15 protein-coding genes, 1 tRNA gene and 1 pseudogene are annotated in these 16,687 nt (G+C 73.7%); 4 read left to right on the top strand and 13 right to left on the bottom strand.

From position 1 onward, the window contains the following. Nucleotides 1-18: 18 nt before the first annotated feature. The 6 genes from LUTJ29_RS0107305 to bioB all read right to left on the bottom strand — a co-directional run bounded on the left by LUTJ29_RS0107305 (nt 19) and on the right by bioB (nt 5,783). Complete coding sequence (locus tag LUTJ29_RS0107305; protein WP_144774649.1) at nt 19-615, bottom strand: hypothetical protein; 597 nt, start codon at nt 613-615, stop codon at nt 19-21. Nucleotides 616-704: 89 nt separating this feature from the next. Further along, entirely contained in the window at nt 705-1,649 is a 945-nt protein-coding gene (locus LUTJ29_RS0107300; protein WP_027071955.1) for a methyltransferase domain-containing protein, read from the bottom strand. Continuing rightward, the gene (gene bioH / locus LUTJ29_RS0107295) at nt 1,646-2,422 is read right to left on the bottom strand and encodes a pimeloyl-ACP methyl ester esterase BioH (protein WP_027071954.1); all 777 of its coding nucleotides are present in this window, start codon (nt 2,420-2,422) and stop codon (nt 1,646-1,648) included. Before bioH ends, LUTJ29_RS0107300 begins: the two co-directional genes overlap by 4 nt. Before the next feature lie 11 nt (nt 2,423-2,433). Then, nucleotides 2,434-3,435 (bottom strand): multidrug resistance efflux transporter family protein, encoded by a 1,002-nt coding sequence (locus LUTJ29_RS0107290; protein ID WP_232221171.1) that lies wholly within the window; start codon nt 3,433-3,435, stop codon nt 2,434-2,436. After that, nucleotides 3,432-4,649 (bottom strand): 8-amino-7-oxononanoate synthase, encoded by a 1,218-nt coding sequence (gene bioF, locus LUTJ29_RS0107285; RefSeq protein ID WP_027071952.1) that lies wholly within the window; start codon nt 4,647-4,649, stop codon nt 3,432-3,434. Before bioF ends, LUTJ29_RS0107290 begins: the two co-directional genes overlap by 4 nt. A 21-nt stretch (nt 4,650-4,670) precedes the next feature. Next, entirely contained in the window at nt 4,671-5,783 is a 1,113-nt protein-coding gene (bioB, locus tag LUTJ29_RS16595) for a biotin synthase BioB (protein WP_051322808.1), read from the bottom strand. A gap of 49 nt (nt 5,784-5,832) precedes the next feature. On the opposite strand from bioB, the gene LUTJ29_RS0107275 reads away from it, so the two are divergent. Continuing rightward, the gene (locus tag LUTJ29_RS0107275) at nt 5,833-6,561 is read left to right on the top strand and encodes a ComF family protein (RefSeq protein ID WP_051322807.1); all 729 of its coding nucleotides are present in this window, start codon (nt 5,833-5,835) and stop codon (nt 6,559-6,561) included. 58 nt (nt 6,562-6,619) lie between these two features. Here the strand turns inward: LUTJ29_RS0107275 and ubiA are convergent, their stop codons facing one another. Next, on the bottom strand, nt 6,620-7,528 hold the full coding sequence (gene ubiA, locus LUTJ29_RS0107270) for a 4-hydroxybenzoate octaprenyltransferase (RefSeq protein ID WP_027071950.1): 909 nt from the start codon (nt 7,526-7,528) through the stop codon (nt 6,620-6,622). A 231-nt stretch (nt 7,529-7,759) separates the two neighbouring features. Here ubiA and LUTJ29_RS0107265 point away from each other — a divergent pair. Both LUTJ29_RS0107265 and LUTJ29_RS0107260 read left to right on the top strand, forming a co-directional pair. After that, nucleotides 7,760-7,836, top strand: a tRNA-Arg gene (locus LUTJ29_RS0107265). A 134-nt stretch (nt 7,837-7,970) separates the two neighbouring features. Continuing rightward, a complete protein-coding gene (locus LUTJ29_RS0107260) occupies nt 7,971-9,470 on the top strand; it encodes a catalase (protein WP_027071949.1) in 1,500 nt (499 codons plus the stop codon). 51 nt (nt 9,471-9,521) lie between these two features. On the opposite strand, the gene LUTJ29_RS0107255 is transcribed toward LUTJ29_RS0107260, so the two are convergent. From LUTJ29_RS0107255 to LUTJ29_RS16590, 3 genes are all read right to left on the bottom strand, one after another. Beyond that, on the bottom strand, nt 9,522-10,106 hold the full coding sequence (locus LUTJ29_RS0107255) for a copper chaperone PCu(A)C (RefSeq protein WP_027071948.1): 585 nt from the start codon (nt 10,104-10,106) through the stop codon (nt 9,522-9,524). A gap of 81 nt (nt 10,107-10,187) precedes the next feature. Next, nucleotides 10,188-12,329 carry a TonB-dependent receptor gene (locus LUTJ29_RS0107250; protein WP_027071947.1) on the bottom strand — a complete coding sequence of 714 codons (2,142 nt, stop codon included), beginning with the start codon at nt 12,327-12,329 and terminating at the stop codon, nt 10,188-10,190. 64 nt (nt 12,330-12,393) lie between these two features. Continuing rightward, nucleotides 12,394-12,795, bottom strand: coding sequence for a DUF2946 family protein (locus LUTJ29_RS16590; protein WP_043740824.1), 402 nt, complete (start codon nt 12,793-12,795; stop codon nt 12,394-12,396). Between the two features lie 112 nt (nt 12,796-12,907). Between LUTJ29_RS16590 and LUTJ29_RS0107240 the strand changes: the two genes are divergently transcribed. Next, nucleotides 12,908-13,855 carry a glutathione S-transferase family protein gene (locus LUTJ29_RS0107240; RefSeq protein WP_027071946.1) on the top strand — a complete coding sequence of 316 codons (948 nt, stop codon included), beginning with the start codon at nt 12,908-12,910 and terminating at the stop codon, nt 13,853-13,855. A gap of 177 nt (nt 13,856-14,032) precedes the next feature. On the opposite strand, the gene LUTJ29_RS18035 is transcribed toward LUTJ29_RS0107240, so the two are convergent. From LUTJ29_RS18035 to LUTJ29_RS16575, 3 genes and pseudogenes are all read right to left on the bottom strand, one after another. After that, on the bottom strand, nt 14,033-14,560 hold the full coding sequence (locus LUTJ29_RS18035; RefSeq protein ID WP_051322806.1) for an outer membrane beta-barrel protein: 528 nt from the start codon (nt 14,558-14,560) through the stop codon (nt 14,033-14,035). A gap of 345 nt (nt 14,561-14,905) precedes the next feature. Continuing rightward, nucleotides 14,906-15,541 (bottom strand): ligase-associated DNA damage response endonuclease PdeM, encoded by a 636-nt coding sequence (gene pdeM, locus LUTJ29_RS16580; protein ID WP_051322805.1) that lies wholly within the window; start codon nt 15,539-15,541, stop codon nt 14,906-14,908. Beyond that, nucleotides 15,534-16,547, bottom strand: a pseudogene (locus tag LUTJ29_RS16575) (DNA ligase-associated DEXH box helicase); the annotation flags it as partial. The gene pdeM and the pseudogene LUTJ29_RS16575, both read right to left, overlap by 8 nt. Between the last annotated feature and the right edge of the window lie 140 nt (nt 16,548-16,687).

Here is a 16,687-nt window from a genome sequence, read left to right as displayed (position 1 = left end):
CGGGACCGGGGCACGCGCTCAGGAGTCCGTGCCCAGCCGCGCCAGGCCCTCGCGCAGCAGGTAGCGCGTCGCCGCCACGCGCTGGACGGCTTCGAATCCGTCCAGCACGTCCAGCAGCTGGCGCAGCGCGTTGCAGCGCGCGCGGCGCGCGCCGGCGTCGCCGCCTGCGCCGTTGAGGGCCGGCATGAAGCCCTCGTGCAGCATCGACGCGGTCACCGCGGCGGCCTTGAGCGCCTGTTCGCCCTCGGCCGGGTCGTAGGGCTGCGGCGGGTTCTGCAGGCCGCCGATCGCGACCGCGGCCAGGGCCTCGACGAAACGCGCCCGGCTGTCTTCCCCCAGCGCGTTCGCCGCGCGCTGCAGGCCCTGCAGGCTGCGGTCTGCGCCGGGTTCGAACAACGCGCACAGGCCGCGCGCCTCGGCCTCGTTGCGCGAGGTGGCATGCACGGCGCGGAACAGGCGATCGATGTCGGCATCGGGCGCGCGCGCGACCAGGTCGCTGGCGCCGGCGATCAGTGCCAGCGGATCGAGGGGTTCCGGTGCGCCGTGCGGGGACTGCGCGAACGCGGCGGGCGTCGTCGCCAGCGACAGGCACAGCAAGGCGGTGCGGAGTGTCATCTTCTGCGCGATCCGGCGGGAGAGGCTCGAGTCTAGGGCGGGCGGGGTGAACCGCCGCCAGCGCGCGGCACGGGCGCGTGCGCGCCCCCTCACCCCCGCCGCCGCACCCGGATCCGGTCGGCCGGGAAACTCGCGATCTCCGCGCCCTGCTCGCGGATCGGCGCGCCGGGCTCCGGCGCCCAGGCCAGCGCGGTGATCACTTCCCAGCTCGCCGGCAGCAGGTCGGCCTGCGCATCGGGCAGGCCCGCGCCGCGCAGCGGTTCGTACGCGGCGGCCGCGGCGGCGAAGCGCGCGCGCCCGGTGAGCGTGTGGCGGCGCGCGCGCAGGGCGTTGGTCGCGCCGATCGCGCGCAGTTCGTGCATCAGCGCCGGCAGGTCGCGATGGCCGCGCACCAGCACGTCGCGGTCGAGCACCGGGTCGCGGAAGCCCGCATGCATCAGCGCGTCGCCGAACTGCGCGATCGAGGCGAACGGACTCACGTGCGGCACGTCGTCGGCGCGCGCGAACGCCTCGCGCAGCTCCCACAGCGTGTCCGGCCCGAAGGTCGAGCACACCAGCGCGCCGCCCGGCCGCAGCACGCGGCGGAAGCCGGCGAACGCCGCCGGCAGGTCGTCGATCCACTGCAGGCAGAGGTTGGAGAACAGCACGTCGACGCTGCCCTCGGCCAGCGGCAGCGCGCGCAGGTCGGCGCAGACGCGGTCGACCGGGCGCCGCAGCGACAGCGCATCGCGCCAGCCGCCCCGCGGCATCTGCCGCAGCATGTCGGGCGACAGGTCGAGCGCGATCACCCGCGACCTGGGCCAGCGTTCGCGCATCGCGCGGGCTGCGCGCCCCGGGCCGCTGCCCACGTCCAGCACCACCTGTGGCGACCAGTCGCGTCCGCGCTCGGGCGCCAGTTCGAGCAGTTCCAGCGATTCGAGCAGGCGCGACTCCACCTCGCGCTGGAGCGCGGCCGCCGACGCGTAGCCGGCCGAGGCGCGCGAGAACGCACGGCGCACGTGGCGGGCGTCGAACAGCGGCGATCCGGAGTTCATGCGCCGCCTTCCCCGGCCGCGGCCGCGAAGCCGGCGAGCGCGTCGGCGACCTCGTCGGCATGGGTCAGGAACGGGGCATGCCCGGCGTGCTCGACCACGACCACGTCGGCGCGCGGCGCCAGCCCTGCGGCGGCGCGCATCGCGCGCGGATCGACCAGGCGGTCGCGGCGCCCGGCCAGCCACAGGCTCGGCATGCGCAGCCCCGGCAGCACCGGGCGCAGGTCCACGGTTTCCAGCAGTTCGAGGCCATCGGCGAGCACATGCGCCGCCGGCTCGCCGCGCGCGAACACCTCCTCGCGCAGCACCCGCATCTCGTGGCGCGCGTCGTCCGAGCCGAAGGCCTCGAGCGCGATGAAGCGGTCGAGCGTGGCGCGCCAGTCGCTGCGCAGGCCGAGCGCGAAGCCGCGGAAGATCTCCGGCGACATGCCCAGCGGCCAGTCCTCGCCGCGCACGAAGCGCGGGCTCGCGCACAGCATCGCCAGCCCGCCCACCGCATCGGGCCGGGTCGCCGCGGCGTGCAGCGCGAACAGCCCGCCCAGCGACCAGCCCGCCCACAGCGCGCGCGGCACCCGCGCCACGATCGCCTCCACCACCGGTTCCGGCGCCAGCGGCAGCGTGCTGTCGCGGCCGTGTCCGTGCCCGGGCAGGTCGACCAGGTGCAACGTATGGCGGTCGGCCAGCCGCCGCGCGAGCGCGTTGAACACGCCCGAGTGCATGGCCCAGCCGTGCAGCAGCACCAGGTCCGGGCCCTGGCCGGTCGTTTCGATATGCAGTTCCGTGTCCATCAAGCGCCCTTGTCCGTGCGCAGCGCCGCCACTTCGCCGCTGCCCGCCACCGGCCGCGCGACGATCCAGGCGAAGGCGACGATCCCGGCGACCACCACCAGCGCGCCGAGCGCGGTGCGTCCGGTCGGCCACGGCTCGCCCAGCAGCAGCACGCCCAGCAGCACCGAGAACACCACCTCCGCGCCCTGCATCGCCTCCACCGCGCCCAGCGCCAGCGGCTTGTCGCGGACCATGCCGGTGGCCTGGAAGAACAGGATCGTGGCGATCACGCCCGCCGACAATGCCACCCCCGCGGCCAGCCACGCCTGCGCCGCCTGCGGCGGGCCCGCGGTGAAGGCGGCCCAGGCCATCACCAGCAGCCACAGCGGCTGGCTGGCCAGGGTCATCCCGAACACGCGCTGGATCGCGTCGAGCGGTTCGCCACTGCGCTCGAGGTGCAGCAGCAGCAGGCGGTTGCCCAGCGGATACGCGACCGCCGAGACCAGCACGCAGCCCAGCGCGATCCACGCCGCGCGGTCGAGCGCGCCGCTGGCGTGGCCGAACTGCATCAGCAGCACGCCGGCCAGGATCATCGCCGCCACGCCCAGCCCCGCCGGCGGGATCCGGCGCCGCTGGTCGCGGTACAGCAGCGGCGCGCACAGCAGGCCGGCGATCACGGTGAACTGGAACGAGCCGGCGACCAGCCACGACGGCCCGCTCGCGGCCGCATACGACAGCAGCACGTAGAACAGCACGAAGCCGATCCCGGCGCAGCGCAGCCATGCCCACGGATGCGCGGCGATCGCGCGCAGCACCGGGCGCATGCCGCCGCGCGCGAGCATCAGCGGCAGCATCAGCGGCAGCGTGATCAGGTAGCGCAGGCACGCCACCCACGCCCAGTGGCCGCCGCCGTTGGCGCTGGCGCGGTTGAGCACGTAGGTCATGGTGAAGAACAGCGCCGACAGCAGCGCCAGGCCGACCGCCGCCAGCGCGACGCGGCCCTGGGCATTGGGCATGGTCATGCCATCCGGCTTGGCAACGGATCGGCGGCGCGGTCGCGGGCCACCGCGAGCGCGTCCGCCAGCGCATCGACCTGCGCCGGCTCGTGCGCCGCGGTGAAGGTCACCCGCAGCCGCGCCTGGCCTTCGGGCACGGTCGGCGGACGGATCGCCGCCACCCAGTAGCCGTCGCGTTCGAGCGAGGCGGCCATCGCCAGTGCGTTGGCGTTGCTGCCGCACAGCACCGGCTGGATCGGGGTGTCGGACGGCACCAGCTGCAGGCCATGGCGTTCGGCCCGGGTACGGAACCGGCCGGTGAGTTCCTGCAGCCGCTCGCGCCGCCAGTGGTCGCGGCGGGCCAGGCGCACCGCGGCGAGCGCGGCGGCCGCCAGCGGCGGCGGCAGCGCGGTGGTGTAGAGCAGCGGCCGCGCGGTCTCGGCGAGGTGGTCGACCAGGTCCGGTTCGCCCGCGACCAGCGCACCGTGGCTGCCGAGCGCCTTGCCGAGCGTGACCAGCTGCAGCGGCACCGCCATCGAGTCGAGCTTCGCCGCGGCCACCGAGCCGCGGCCGTCGGGGCCGACCACGCCGATGCCGTGGGCGTCGTCGACGTACAGCAGCGCCTGCTGCACGCGCGCGGCGATCGCCAGTTCGCGCAGCGGGGCGACGTCGCCGTCCATGCTGAACACGCCATCGGTGACGACCATCGCCGCGGCCTCGGGCATGCTGCGCAGCTGGCGCAGCGCGCCCTCCACGTCGGCATGCGGGTAGCGGCGCAGCCGGCACCCGGCCAGGCGCGCGGCGTCGATCAGGCTGGCGTGGTTGAGCCGGTCCTGCACGCACAGGTCGTCGTCGCCGAGCAGCGACTGCACCACGGCCAGGTTGGCCGCGTAGCCGCTGTCGAACAGCAGCGCGCGCGGCACCTCCAGCCAGTCCGCGACCTCGCGCTCGAGCTCGGCGTGCAGCGCGTGGTGGCCGCACACCAGCTGCGAGGCGGTGGAACCGGCGCCATCGCGCGCGGCCGCGTCCTGGAGCGCGCTCACCACCGCAAAATGCTGCGACAGGCCGAGGTAGTCGTTGCTGCAGAAGTTGAGCAGGGTGCGGCTGCCGCCCTCTGGTTCGGCGACCTCGCAGCGCACGCCATCGCGGCGCAGGACTTCGCGCCGGGCGCGGCGGCCCGACTCGGCATCACGCTGCTGGCGCAGCGCCGCCACCCGGGCGTGCAGGTCGGGACGATCCACAGGCATGGTCAGCCTCCCCCCTCAGCCGCGGCCCCCCGCCGCGCAGGTGCCGGTCCGGGCCGCGCCGTCCGCGGCGCCCCGCCCGTCCGCAATGTCGGCATGTACGGTACCACCGTGGTCGTGTCCGTCGGCATCCACCGCCACCGGCATCGCCTCCAGGCCGAGGCGGTCGAACAGGGCCTGGTCGTGGGCGGTGTCCGGGTTCGGGGTGGTCAGCAGCTTCTCGCCGTGGAAGATCGAGTTGGCCCCGGCCAGGAAGCACAGCGCCTGGAGCTCGTCGGACATCTGCTCGCGGCCGGCCGACAGCCGCACCATCGAGCGCGGCATCAGGATCCGGGCCACGGCGATCGTGCGCACGAACTCGAACGGGTCCAGTTCCGCGGTGCCGTGCAGCGGGGTGCCTTCGACCTGGACCAGGCGGTTGACCGGCACCGAGTCCGGGTGCGCCGGCAGATTGGCCAGCGCGCGCAGCAGGCCGGCGCGCTGGGCGCGGGTCTCGCCCATGCCGACGATGCCGCCGCAGCAGGTCTTGAGCCCGGCCTGGCGCACGTGCTCGAGGGTCTCGAGCCGGTCGTCGAACCCGCGGGTGTGGATGATGTCGCCGTAGTAGCCCGGGTCGGTGTCGAGGTTGTGGTTGTAGTAGTCCAGCCCGGCCTCGCGCAGCGCGCGCGCCTGCTCGCCGCTGAGCATGCCCAGCGTCGCGCAGGTCTCCAGGCCCAGCGCCTTCACCTGGCGGATCATCTCGGCGACCTTGGGGATGTCGCGGTCCTTGGGCGAACGCCAGGCGGCGCCCATGCAGAAGCGGCTGGCGCCGGCCTCGCGCGCCTGGCGCGCCTTCGCCACCACCTCCTCGGTGGTCATCAGCTTCGTCGCCTCGACCCCCGTGTGGTAGCGCTGGGCCTGCGGGCAGTAGGCGCAGTCCTCGGGGCAGCCGCCGGTCTTGATCGACAGCAGGGTGCTCACCTGCACCCGCGCCGGGTCGAAGTGGCGACGGTGGACCGTGGCCGCCCGGTACAGCAGTTCGGGGAACGGCAGGTCGAACAGGGCTTCCACCTCGTCCTGGCGCCAGTCGTGGCGCAGGACGGCATCGGCGGACGACCCGGTCTCGGGACGGAGCGGACTGACGGCAGGCATCGGGATTCCCTGACGGACGGGCGGGCGCAGGCCCGGCAGTCTGGAAAGCATGCCCGGGCCTGTCAACCTGAACGGCGCAGCGAAGGTTGACGGCTGGTGGCGCCGGCTGGGCGGCGTGCTGTGCCGCGCGCGCTGCCTGGCCTGCGGCGAGCCGGGGCGGCCGGGCGCGGACCTGTGCGATGCCTGCCTTGCCGCCCTGCCCTGGAACGACCCGGCCTGCCCGCGCTGCGCGCTGCCGCTTCCCGCCCCTGCCCCGCTCTGCGCCGCCTGCCGGCGGCGGGCGCCGCCGCTGCATGCCACGCACGCGGCGCTGCGCTACGCCGCGCCGGTGGACCGGCTGCTGCCGAGGTTCAAGTTCCACCGCGACCTGGCCGCCGGCCGCCTGCTGGCCGAGGCCATGGCCGGCCGCTTCGCCGCGCTGCCGCGCCCGGACGCCCTGCTCCCGGTGCCGCTGCACCTGGGCCGCCTGCGCCAGCGCGGCTACGACCAGGCGCTGGAGCTGGCGCGGCCCCTCGCCGGCGCGCTGGACCTGCCGTTGCTGCCCGGCGCGTTGCGCCGCGTGCGCGCGACCCGCCCGCAGTCCGAACTCGACGCCACGGCCCGTGCCCGCAACCTGCGCGATGCCTTCGCGGTCGAGGCCTCGCAACCGTTGCCGGCGCACGTGGTGCTGGTCGACGACGTCATGACCACCGGGGCCACGCTCTGCGCCGCGGCGCGCGCGCTCCGCCGCGCCGGCGCCAGGCGCGTCGATGCGTGGGTGTGCGCGCGGGTCGCGTGACGCATGGCGCGCCGCGCCCTGCCCAGCCGCTCCTACGAGGCGCCGCCCGGACGTTGCCTCAGCCCAGCGCGTAATCCAGCGCGATCCCCGCGAACACCGCCATCCCGACCCAGTGGTTGTGCAGGAAGGCGCGGAAGCAGGCCGCGCGGTCGCGGTGGCGGGCGATGAGGAACTCCCAGGCGACCAGCAGCGCCGCCACGCCCAGGCCGATCCAGTAGCACAGGCCCAGCCCCGCCTGCCGGCCGGCGAGCACCAGGGCAAGGAAGGTCAGCGCATACAGCACGCCCTGGGCGACGAGGTCGAGCTCGCCGAACAGGATCGCGGTCGACTTCGCGCCCATGCGGATGTCGTCCTCGCGATCGACCATCGCGTACCACGTGTCGTAGGCCGTGGCCCAGAAGATGTTGGCCACGTACAGCACCCAGGCCAGCGGCGGCACCGTGCCCTGGACCGCGGCGAAGGCCATCGGGATGCCCCAGCCGAAGGCCATGCCCAGGTACACCTGCGGCAGGTAGGTGTAGCGCTTGAGGTAGGGGTAGGTGGCGGCCAGGACCACGCCGACCACGCTCAGCAGCACCGTGAGCCGGTTGAGCGTGAGCACCAGGGCGAAGGCGGCCAGCATCAGCACCGCGAACACCGCCAGCGCCTCGCGCCCGGACACCGCGCCGGTGGCCAGCGGCCGCTCCTTGGTGCGCTCGACCGAGCCGTCGAGCCAGCGGTCGGCGTAGTCGTTGATCACGCAGCCGCCCGAGCGCGTCAGCCACACGCCGGCGCTGAACACGAACCAGGTCCACCACGGCGGCACGCCGCCGGCGGCGATCCACAGCGCCCACCAGGTCGGCCACAGCAGCAGCAGCCAGCCGATCGGGCGGTCGCCGCGCACCAGCTTCCAGTACAGGCCCAGCCGCTGGCGCCAGTCGGGCGCGGCGGTGGCCTGCGGCGTGTGGTCGGTCCGGTCGTGCGGCATGGGGGTGCCAGTGTATCGACCCGGCCGCGACCCGGCGCCGATGCCGGCGTGCAGCGACCGCCCGGGGTGGACGCCGTGCGCCGCCCGCCCCGCCCCGCCCCGCGACGGCCCGGCCGGGCGGCCGCGCGCGCGTTTGCCGTACAATGGCCGCCCCGCGACGGCCCGGTGATGCACCCGGCCAGCGGCGCCACGGGCCGGGAGGCCCGGCGCCACGCGGCAGGTCCAGACAACGCGCCTGTAGCTCAGCCGGATAGAGTAGTGGCTTCCGAAGCCATTGGTCGGGGGTTCGAATCCCTCCAGGCGCGCCATCCCCGCTCCACGACGCGGGCCTGCCAGGCGCTGGCCGCCTGGCGTCGCGCGCGATCGCGCGACGTCCCCGCGTAACGATTCCACCACATCGCCGGGGCGATGATCTCCAGTCCACGCCGCGATGGAGACCGCCATGGCCAGGCACGACGACGAGCACGGCACCGGTTCGACGATGAGCACCGGCGCGCCCGCGCCCAGCGACCGCCACTCCCTGACGATCGGACCGGACGGCCCGATCGTGCTGCACGACGTGCACTTCCTGGAGCAGATGGCGCACTTCAACCGGGAGAAGGTCCCCGAGCGCCAGCCCCATGCCAAGGGCGGCGGTGCGTTCGGGGTGTTCGAAACCACCGGGGACGTCTCGCGCTACACCCGGGCCGCGCTGTTCCAGCCAGGGGCCAGGACCGACCTGCTGATCCGCTTCTCCACCGTGGCCGGCGAGATGGGCAGCCCGGACACCTGGCGCGACGTGCGCGGGTTCTCGATCAAGTTCTATACCAGCGAAGGCAACTACGACCTGGTCGGCAACAACACGCCGATCTTCTTCGTCCGCGACCCGATGAAGTTCCCGCACTTCATCCGCAGCCAGAAGCGGCTGCCCGACTCGGGCCTGCGCGACAACCACATGCAGTGGGACTTCTGGACGCTCAACCCCGAATCGGCCCACCAGGTGACCTACCTGATGGGCCCGCGCGGGCTGCCGCGCACCTGGCGGCACATGAACGGCTACGGCTCGCACACCTTCATGTGGATCAACGCCGCCGGCGAACGCTTCTTCGTCAAGTACCACTTCCACACCCAGCAGGGCATGGCGTTCTTCAGCAACGCCGAGGCCATGGCCATGGCCGGCAGCGACGCGGATTTCCATCGCCGCGACCTGTTCGACGCCATCGCCCGCGGCGAGCATCCCGAATGGGTGCTGAGCGTGCAGGTGATGCCCTACGAAGAGGCGAAGCACTACCGCATCAACCCCTTCGACCTGACCAAGGTGTGGCCGCACCGCGACTACCCGCTGATCCGGGTGGGCGTGATGACCCTCAACCGCAACCCGGAGAACTTCTTCGCCCAGATCGAGCAGGCCGCGTTCTCGCCGGGCAACACGGTTCCCGGGATCGGCCTGTCGCCGGACAAGATGCTGCTGGGCCGCGCGTTCGCCTACAACGACGCGCAGCGCCGGCGGATCGGCACCAACTTCCACCAGCTGCCGGTGAACCAGCCCAGGGTACCGGTCGAGACGTACCAGTTCGACGGCCACATGGCGTACCACCACAGCGGCGCCGCGCCGGTATACGCCCCCAACAGCGGCGGACGCCCCTGGGCCGACCGCACCGGGCGGATGGACGACGGCTGGGAGGCCGACGGCGAGATGATGCGCAGCGCCTACACCCTGCGCGCGGACGACGATGATTTCTCCCAGCCCGGCGCGCTGGTGCGCGAGGTGTTCAGCGACGCCGAGCGCGATGCCCTGGTCGAGACCGTGTCCGGCGCCCTGCTCGGCGGCGTGCGCAGCCCGGTGCTCGAGCGCGCGTTCGACTACTGGAAGTCGATCGACCCCGACGTGGGCCGCCGGATCGAGGAGACGGTGCGCCGCGGCCATGCGCCCGAACCCGCGGCGGGCATGAGCGAGAGCTGAGCCCGGCCGCCAAGGCCTCCCCGCGGCGGCATGCCGCGGGGAGGCCGGGCCCTAGTGGTGCTCGTGGCCGCCTGCGGGCGACTGCGCGGCGATCGCCCGCACCTCGAACTCCACCGCCAGCTCGCCGGCGCGCTCGAAGACCAGGGTGGCCGACACGGAGCGCCCGGCCACGAAGCCATCGCCGGGGCCGATGAACATCAGGTGGTAGCCGCCGGGACGCAGTTCCACCGCCTCGCCCGCGGGCAACGGCAGGCCGTCGGGCAGCGGACGCATGCGCGCCATGCCGTCCTCGTGCCGGACCTCGTGGATCTCCACCCGCTGCGCCGCGTCGCTGCGCACCTCGACCAGGCGGTCGTCCTCGCCGCCGTGGTTGCGGATCGCCAGGTAGCCGCCGGCCACCGGCGCCGCCGGCGGAATGGCGGGCGACCAGGCGGCGGAGACCTCCAGGTCGCCCGCCAGCCAGTGGCGGCCCCGGCCCTCGTGCTGCCCGTGTCCGTCCCGGGCGGCCTGCGGGTGGTCCGCGGGCGTGGCCCGGTCCGGCGCCTGGTCCTCGGGATGCGGGGCCTGCTGCCCGTGCTGGCCGCAGCCGGCCAGCAGCAGGGCCAGGGCGGCGGCGCGGAAGATCGTGGTGTTCATCGTTCAACTCCCGGTGGCTCGAGGAAAACGTGGCTGCGGTCGCGAGCGCTGCCGGCGCGCGGGCCGGCCGCCCCGGCGCGGTCAGAATCGGACCCTCAGCCCGGCATGCAGCGTGCGCGGCATGCCGGCCTGGAGGATGGCGTCGTCCGGGCCGGCCCGGTCGCGGACGCTGAACGTGCCGACGTGGTCCCTGTCGGCGAGGTTGCGCGCTTCGGCGAACAGCTGCCAGCGCTCGCGCTCGATGCCCAGGCGCAGGCCCAGCAGACTGTAGCCGCCGACGCGGTAGCGGTTGGCGAAATCCGCATGGCGCGCGCCCACCAGGTCGAAGGTGGGCCCCGCGAAGAAGCCGCGGGCATGGCGGTACATGACTTCGCCACGCACGGCGTAGGCGGGTGCCGCCGGCAGGTCGTTGTCGCCGTAGACCGGATCGTCGTCGAACGAGAACGCGTTGACGGTGGCGCTGACCAGCGGCTCGATGCGGTGCGCGCCGCCGCCCGGCCGGAAGCTGGCGCCGACCGCCGCTTCCAGCCCCGCGTGCACGGTGCGCGCGATGTTGGTCGACAGGCTGGTGCCGGGCGCCGACGGGTCTTCCACCGACAGGATCGCGTCGCGGATGCGCGCGTAGTACAGCGACACGTCCCAGTGCCAGGCCGCGGCGGCGCCGTCCGGTGCACTGGCACCGCGCAGGCCCGCCTCGACCACCGTGCCGTGCATGGCGTCGAGCGTGGAGCCGTCGCCGCGGGCGTCGTCCTCCAGCTCGAACACCGTCGGCGCTTCATACAGGCGGCCCAGGCTTGCGAACGCCTCGCTGCCCGGGGCCAGGTGGCGGATCACGCCCAGCCGCGGATTGAACGAGGCGTAGTCGGCGCGCAGCTGGCGCGAGGCGCCGCTGGCGATGTCGGTGCTGCGCACGTCGCGGCCGGTGAGCACGCCCTGGGCGCCGTAGACCAGGGTCCAGTCCGGTGCGAAGCGCCAGCGGTCGGCCAGGAACAGCTCCACGCTGTCGGAGCGGTTGTCGATGGTGCCGGTCAGCCCGTTGCGGCGGCCGCCGTCGTTGCGGTGGTTGCCGCCGGTCTCGCGGGTGTCGGCCAGGTCGATGCCGGCCAGCAGGTCGTGGTCGCCGAGGCGCACGCCGTAGCGCAGCATGCCGCCGGCCGTGCGCTGGTCGGTCATCTTGAGCAGGCTGAACACCTCCACCGGCGGCATCGGCCCCGGCCCGTCGAAATCGACCATCACCTTGTCGACGATCGGGTGGTACAGGTGCTGCTCCTCCCACGACAGGCCCGCCTCCAGTCGCCGGCCGTCGCCCGGGTCCCAGTCCGCCTTGCCCGCCAGGCGCGTGGTGCGCACGTCGAGCTGGAAATTGCCGCTGACCGCCGAAGGGTTGGCCTGGTAGGGATCGGCGTCGAACTGCGCGCGGCTCAGGCCGCCGGCCAGCTCCTCCTCGCTGTCGATGTAGCTGGCGAACAGGCGCAGCTCCAGCGTGGGCGTGGCGCGCCAGCCGGCGTTGGCATACAGCCCGGCGCGGTCCTGGCGGCTGTGTTCGCGGTGGCCGTCGCGGCCCAGCGCTTCGAGCGTCAGCATTCCATCCAGATCGCCCGACACGCCGCCGGCGGTCAGTCGTCCGCTCCACAGCCCGTGGCTGCCGGCGGCGAACGCGGCCTGCGCCGGCGGGCTGTTGCGCGCGGTGGGCGTGATGAAGTCGATCGCGCCGCCCAGGTTGCTGGCACCGTAGGTCAGCGCATTGGCGCCGCGCACGACCACCACGTGCCGGGCCGCCACCGGGTCGAGGAAGCGGTTGTGGTTGTTGCCGTCGGCCGTGGACACCGGCAGGCCGTCCTGGAACAGCTTGACCCCATTGCCGTCGTAGCCGGTGGCATCGAGGTTCGAGCCGCGGCTGGAGAGGAACACGGCATCGCCCCCGGTGCTGCTCTCGACCCATACGCCGGGCACGTAGCGCAGCGCGTCGGCCAGGTTGGTGACCGGGCGCAGGTGGAAGCTGTCGCCGTCGACGACGCTGACGCCGCCGGGCGTGAGCGCGCGTTCGGCGTCGATGGGGCTGCGGTGGCCCTGGACCTCGACGGCATCGAGCGTCCGCGCGTCCGGCGGCGGCCGGTGCCCGGGCGCGGCCCCGGCGAACGCGGTGGCAGACAACGACAGCGCGGCCAGCACGGCCGCGCACGGGCGCGGCGCACGCGGCGCCCGCCGGGATGGGATCGGCATGTTCTGCTCCTGAAGCACGAAGGCGCGGCGCGAAGGCCGCGCGCGGACCGGTCGGACGTGCGGTTCAGGACAGGACGGGTGGCGCCTGGGAGCCCAGCCCGCGCAGGTTGCGCAGCGGCCGTTGCGCCAGCGCGTAGCGGCGATCGGCGGGCGGCGCGGGCCTCCACGCCAGCGCGGCCAGCAGCAGCGCCAGCACCACCAGCAGCGGGGTGGCGAGCACACAGTAGTCGCAGGCCGGCGCCATCGGCGAGGCCGGCGGTGCCGGCTGCTCGTCGGCCGCGCCAATGAACGGCGAGACATCGACCAGCTTGATGCCCGCCACCGTGCACATTTCCATCAGGATCGGCGCGCCCTTCGCCGTGGTGGCCGCCACCGCGCGGCTCACCGTCGGCGCCAGCGCCGAGAGCAGCACCGCCAGCAGGGCGAGCACGGCCAGATGCCTGAAGGTGGACGATTGGCGGACCATTGCCGCGGAAGTATACGGCTGCACCGCCTCGCCCCATGCAGGGCGGGTGAACGTGCGGGCTGTCGGCGACTGGCATCATCGTTGTTCCATGCGCACGCGCAGGAGGCGTCCGATGGGCCTGTTGATCGAAGGCGAATGGCACGACAAGTGGTACGACACCAGCGGCGACGGGCGCTTCAAGCGCGAGGAGGCCAGCTTCCGCGACTGGCTGGGCGCGGACGGCGGCCCCGGGCCCGACGGGCAGCGCGGATACCGCGCCGAACCCGGCCGCTATCGCCTGTACGTGAGCTACGCCTGCCCCTGGGCGCACCGCACCCTGATCGTGCGCGCGCTCAAGGGGCTCGATGACCTGCTGCCGGTGTCGGTGGTGCACTGGCGCATGCGCGAGCACGGCTGGACGTTCGAGCCCGGCCCCGGCGTCGGCCCCGAGCCGGTGATGGGTGCGCGCTACCTGCACCAGCTCTACGCGCGCGCCCGTCCCGGCATGACCGGCCGCGTGACCGTGCCGCTGCTGTGGGACCAGCAGACCGGCAGCATCGTCAACAACGAGTCGTCCGAGATCATCCGCATGCTCAACACCGCCTACGACGGACTGGGCGCGACACCGGGCGACTTCTACCCCGGGCCGCTGCGCGCGCGGATCGACGCGGTCAACGAGCGCGTCTACCACACGGTCAACAACGGCGTGTACCGCGCCGGCTTCGCCACCACCCAGGAGGCCTACGAGGAGGCGGTGCTGCCGCTGTTCGAGACCCTCGACTGGCTGGAGCAGCAGCTCTCGGGCCGCGACTGGCTGGTCGGCGACGCGATGACCGAGGCCGACATCCGCCTGTTCACCACCCTGATCCGCTTCGATCCGGTCTACCACGGTCACTTCAAGTGCAACCTGCGGCGGATCGCCGACTACCCCGCGCTGCACGCCTTCACCGCACGCATGATGGGGGTGCCGGGCATCCGCGACACCGTGCACTTCGACCACATCAAGCGCCACTATTACGAGAGCCACACCACCATCAATCCGACCGGGGTGGTGCCGGTGGGTCCGGAACAGCCGTTCTGATCCCCGACCCGCGGTCCCGGCCGCGTGCGCCTGCGCCCGGCCCGCGGCTTTGCCACGGCACCCCGGCCCGCGCGTGGCCGGCGACGCCCGGGCGCCAAGGACAGGCAATGAAAAGGCCCGGTGCTGGCGCGCACCGGGCCGTGCGGAGTGTCGCCGGCCGTGCCGGCGTGGCGCGGATCAGAAGTCGAACCGCACCTGCACCTGGGCGGTGTCGACGTCGGCGTCCTCGAACTCGCTGCGGACGTACTCGCCGCGCAGCGCCACCGCGTCGGTGAAGCGGTACTGCAGGCCGAGGCCGTACAGCGGATCGGTGCCGTCGCCGCTGGTGGTGCCGGTCAGGCCGGGCAGCGAACCGTCGATGTCCCAGCGCTGCAAGCCGGCCTTGGCGTAGCCCGAGAACTTCTCGGTGAACGGCAGGATGCCGACCGCGGCCAGCGAAACCGACGACGCCTCGAGGTTGGCGCCTTCGCCGCGCGGCTCCAGCTTGCCGAAGTCGGTGTAGCCGAGCTCGAGCGCGAAATTGCGATGGAACTGGTAACCGCCGAAGACCGAGAACGCGGCGTCCTCGTCGTCGTAGCCGCGCTCGTCGACCAGCGCCTGGCCGGCACCGACGCCGGCGTACCAGCCGGTGTCCTGGGCGTGGGCGAGGGACGCGCCGCCCAGCAGCACGGCGGCGAGGGTGGTGGCAAGAAGCTTGGAACGCATGGTGTCTCTCCTGGTTGGGGGATTGGAGCAATCACTCCGCCGCAGGCCGTCGCAAGGGGCGACGCCACCGCGGCGTGTCCAGAAGATGGGTGCGCGGACCCGGCGCCCAATGCCTTCGTCGTGGATTCTTTATCCCGCGTGCGGGACCAATCGAAAGCGTTTGTTCAGCGGCGGTGCGGTCTCGCCGCCACGGTGGCGGGCCGCTGCCTGCGGGCGATGCGACGCCCGCCTCGCCACCCGGCCCTGGCGATGCCACCAGGAGGTCGATCACGCAGCTGCGACGCCGTTCGCGAGCGGCGCCACCACGACGCGGCGCCGGCCGCGGTCCGGGTCGGGATATGGATCCTAGGGCAGGCGCAGCAGCTGGCGGCCGTTGCACAGCACGCTGCCGCGGCCTTGTGCACGCGGCACCTGGTGGCCGCCGGTGAACGCGGCGAAGGCCGGCAGCACGGTGATGCCGTCGCGCAGCCAGAACAGGGGGTGGCGGCCGGCACCCGGCAGGCGCAGCACCGGATGGACGTGGCCGCAGACCACGTGCGAAGCGGTGGCCTGCGACGGCGGTGCATGGCGGAAGGCGAACGGGCCGTCGACGATGCCGTCGGGAAGCCGCTCCACGCCCGCCGCCTCCGGATCGAAGGCGTGGTCGTGGTTGCCCGGGACCACCGCCATCGCGATGCCGGCGTGCGCATCGCGGAACGCGCGCCAGGCGGCGTCCACCGCGTCCGTGCGGCGCGCGTGCAGGAAGTCGCCCAGGATCCACAGCTCGCGCGCACGGGTGTGCCCGACGAGCGCATCCAGCCGCGACAGGTCGTGCGCGGTGCCGCCGCTGGGCACGGCAATGCCGGCGGCGCGGAAGGTGTCGCCCTTCCCCAGGTGCAGGTCGGCGATGAGCAGCCGCTGGCGCGCGGGCCAGTACAGCGCGCGGTCGGCCAGCAGCCGCACCGGTTCGCCGGCGATCGCGAGCTCCAGTGCCTCAGCCATGGCGCTTTTCCAGGCGCTCGGCCACGCGCTGCACGCGCGTGCGCCAGTCCTCGCTGCTGTGCGTGCCGCGCATGCCTTCGGCCCACAGCGGGAACGACAGCGGCGTCAACGTCTTCGGCCGGTGCAGGTCGATGCGCGCGGCATGGCAGCGTTCGAGCACCGACTGCAGCGCGCGCGCCTCGAGCTGGGACTCGAAGACTTCGCGCTCGGCCTGCTCCAGCAGCAGGTGGCCCGGGTCGTGGCGCCGCAACACGTCGAACAGCAGGCCGCTGGAGGCCTGCAGCTGGCGCAGGCTGCGCAGCGCGCGCCCTGGCAGCGACGGCGGCAGGAGGCCGGCCACGCGCGCGATCTCGCGGAACTGGCGCCGCGCCAGCTCGCCCAGGTTGGCACCGTCGCGCAGGTCGTCGAACAGTTGCGCAGGGTCGAGCAGCGCGCGCAGCGTGTCCGCGTCCATCTGCGTCTGCGCGTGCGCGGTCAGCGCCAGGCCGTAGTCGTTGACCGCGAAGCCGAAGGTATTGGGCGCCAGCCGGCTCCAGCGCAGCGCCAGCAGCGCGGCCAGGCCTTCGTGCACGCCGCGTCCGGCGAAGGGATACAGGAACAGGTGCCAGCCTTCGCGCGTCTTCGCGGACTCGGCCAGCAGGCCGTCCGCGGCCGGCAGCGCCGAGATCCGCGCCTGCAGTTCCAGCAGCGGCGCCAGCGCGCGCAGCTCGGGGCTGTCGAGCGGACCGGCCAGGACCTGCGCCACGCGCGCCCCGAGTTCGCTCGACATCGGCATGCGCCCGCCCTGCCAGCGCGGCACGATGCCGTCGGCCTTCTTCGCGATGCGCACGTACGCGGTCATGTCCTGCAGGCGCACCAGTTCCAGGGTGCGCCCCGCGAACTGGAAGCGGTCGCGCGGGCGCAGGCGCGAGAGGAAGCCCTCTTCCACGCTGCCCAGGCTGCCGCCGCGCAGCAGCTTGACCTGCAGCGCGCCATCGCTGGTGATGGTGCCGATGCCCAGGCCGTACGCCGCGGCATGCCATCGCCCGATGCGGGCGGCACCGGCCGCCTCCGCCCGCCGTTCGCCGTCCGGTTCCGGGGGCGAGGCGCATGCCGGGGGCCATTGGCGCCGGCGGCACCACATCGGCCACACTCTGCGCCCAGTCC

Origin of the sequence: Luteimonas sp. J29, assembly GCF_000472505.1 — a bacterium.
Taxonomy (GTDB): Bacteria; Pseudomonadota; Gammaproteobacteria; order Xanthomonadales; family Xanthomonadaceae; genus Luteimonas.
The sequence above is the reverse complement of the archived record's forward strand: the minus strand, read 5'-3'. Positions and strand labels throughout refer to the sequence as shown.

Excerpts from the sequence above, each read along its gene's own strand:
- LUTJ29_RS0107305 (WP_144774649.1), bottom strand. The coding sequence starts at position 615 with ATGACACTCCGCACCGCCTTGCTGTGCCTGTCGCTGGCGACGACGCCC.
- LUTJ29_RS0107300 (WP_027071955.1), bottom strand. The coding sequence starts at position 1,649 with ATGAACTCCGGATCGCCGCTGTTCGACGCCCGCCACGTGCGCCGTGCG.
- LUTJ29_RS0107290 (WP_232221171.1), bottom strand. The coding sequence starts at position 3,435 with ATGACCATGCCCAATGCCCAGGGCCGCGTCGCGCTGGCGGCGGTCGGC.
- bioB (WP_051322808.1), bottom strand. The coding sequence starts at position 5,783 with ATGCCTGCCGTCAGTCCGCTCCGTCCCGAGACCGGGTCGTCCGCCGAT.
- LUTJ29_RS0107275 (WP_051322807.1), top strand. The coding sequence starts at position 5,833 with ATGCCCGGGCCTGTCAACCTGAACGGCGCAGCGAAGGTTGACGGCTGG.
- ubiA (WP_027071950.1), bottom strand. The coding sequence starts at position 7,528 with ATGCCGCACGACCGGACCGACCACACGCCGCAGGCCACCGCCGCGCCC.
- LUTJ29_RS0107260 (WP_027071949.1), top strand. The coding sequence starts at position 7,971 with ATGGCCAGGCACGACGACGAGCACGGCACCGGTTCGACGATGAGCACC.
- LUTJ29_RS0107255 (WP_027071948.1), bottom strand. The coding sequence starts at position 10,106 with ATGAACACCACGATCTTCCGCGCCGCCGCCCTGGCCCTGCTGCTGGCC.
- LUTJ29_RS0107250 (WP_027071947.1), bottom strand. The coding sequence starts at position 12,329 with ATGCCGATCCCATCCCGGCGGGCGCCGCGTGCGCCGCGCCCGTGCGCG.
- LUTJ29_RS16590 (WP_043740824.1), bottom strand. The coding sequence starts at position 12,795 with ATGGTCCGCCAATCGTCCACCTTCAGGCATCTGGCCGTGCTCGCCCTG.
- LUTJ29_RS0107240 (WP_027071946.1), top strand. The coding sequence starts at position 12,908 with ATGGGCCTGTTGATCGAAGGCGAATGGCACGACAAGTGGTACGACACC.
- LUTJ29_RS18035 (WP_051322806.1), bottom strand. The coding sequence starts at position 14,560 with ATGCGTTCCAAGCTTCTTGCCACCACCCTCGCCGCCGTGCTGCTGGGC.
- pdeM (WP_051322805.1), bottom strand. The coding sequence starts at position 15,541 with ATGGCTGAGGCACTGGAGCTCGCGATCGCCGGCGAACCGGTGCGGCTG.